Below are 1,861 nucleotides of genomic sequence, written 5' to 3' on the forward strand. Positions count from 1 at the left end.
TTAAAGCCAACTTAAGTGAGCTAACCCAAAGTGGCCTACTGGCCTATGCGCAAGAAGGCATTGCCTTAACCAGCCCAGAAAACATCCAACTGACAACAGGTAATAGCTTAACCCTAACCAGTGAAAACCAAACCGATATCACCGCATTAAAAAACATCACCGTATCATCTGGCGACGCAATAGGGTTATTTGCCCATAAATCAGGCATGAAACTGTTTGCTAACCAAGGCGATATTGAGGTACAAGCCCAAAATGCCAACCTCAATATGGCGGCTAAGCAAGATATAAAAATAGACAGTGTTGATGGTGAAACACAGATAACAGCTACTAAAGCGCTGACCCTAATCTGTGGTGGCTCTTATATCAAAATCAGCAGTGCCGGCATTGAACTGGGCACGCAAGATAATGTGTATCTTAAATGTAATGTGATGCAAAAGATGGGGCCGGCACGTATAGATGATAATAAACTTAAATTCTCAAAAAGTGATGTTGATGTCGCGCTTAGGCGATTAATAGAGAGTGGCCATGTTAATTTTTCAGGTTAAGGAACTAAAAAATGACATTATCAGCAGTAAAAAAATGGAAATATCCCGTTATTGTAAATGGAAAAGAAAAATTAAGTGCCAATACTTATTACGAAGCATTAATGTCGGCATCAACGGGGTTTTATCCTGTCAGTGTAAACAAGCTTATGCACTGTGGCGTTCATTTTGATTTAAATGCTCTTAAAAAATTGGGGAATGAAAAAGAGCGTAGAGTGCATTGTATTGCTGATGGTGAGATTATCGCTTATCGGGTTAATGACCGTTATCAAAAAATAGATAAAGGCGATGAAGTTGTTTTTTTCTCAACGGGTTTTGTTCTGGTTAGGCACTTACTTGAAATGGAGCGTGTAGAAGAAACGCCAGTATCAGAAAGCGATACAACCGAGGATAACACTAATACAGAAGGAACAACGGCAGATACTAATCAGGCACAATCACCAAGTAATAGTACCGAGACGACAACAGCTACCCCCCCTCAGACAAATACAGAGACAGCGACCGACACATCCTCTTCATCTGAAGCGGCAACAACGTCAGAGACAACACCCAACACGACAGAGCCAGCAAAAGAAAAACAGCCGGGACACCGTCTTTATTTTTATAGTTTGTATATGCATTTAGCTGATACAAACTATTACGATAAAAATCCTAAAGAGCCAACTCCCGCATTTTGGGAGCAGGATATTTATCGTGTTCGCGTAGGGCATAAGGACTTAGATTACGTAGCTGGGTTAAATATTCGAGAAAAACCCGATAATTCAAATAATAAAAATATACGCGCCGTGTTACAAAAAGGCACAAAAGTCAATTTAAATCTAGATTTGCATGATGAAAAATATGAATGGTATGCTGTTTCGAATTTTGTCGAAGGGTATTTTTCAATTCCTGAATTAAAACCTATAAAATACAAATGTGATAAAACAGGAACAGAAGTCGATATTTTAGGTTGGGTGTATACTGGCAAAGCAGTAACAACATCAGAATTTGAAATATTGAGTAGTGAAACGGATATAACATTGGCGAAAGAAAAAAAAGAATTTAACGCTAATTTAGTTAAATCTAAAGGTCTAAGAGTCTGGAATGACTTTAAGGATAAAAACGATAAAAAACTTTACTCAATGCTACCAGAGGGCACACAAGTTAAAATATCAGGAGAGAAAAAAACGAAAAATTATGTTGAGTTAACGGAAGTGGTTAGAGATGGAAAGCCCACACTACCGTTACCGGCAGAAAAGAAAAAAGTTTGGTATGATTGCCTTGAAAATATAGTCAGAGGAAAAAAATACAACGAAGTAGTGGTATTAGAGAAACCCTTT

The 1,861-nt window shown here is 38.1% G+C and carries 1 protein-coding gene and 1 pseudogene; both read left to right on the forward strand.

What is annotated here, in order from left to right:
- Positions 1–545: DUF2345 domain-containing protein (locus A9G45_RS00120; protein WP_141673549.1), on the forward strand; the 545-nt coding region annotated here is incomplete at its 5' end.
- An 11-nt stretch (positions 546–556) separates the two neighbouring features.
- Positions 557–1,861: pseudogene (locus tag A9G45_RS00125) on the forward strand (hypothetical protein); the annotation flags it as partial.

The sequence above is a fragment of the Gilliamella sp. HK2 genome (assembly GCF_001690265.1).
Lineage (GTDB): Bacteria > Pseudomonadota > Gammaproteobacteria > Enterobacterales > Orbaceae > Gilliamella > Gilliamella apicola_C.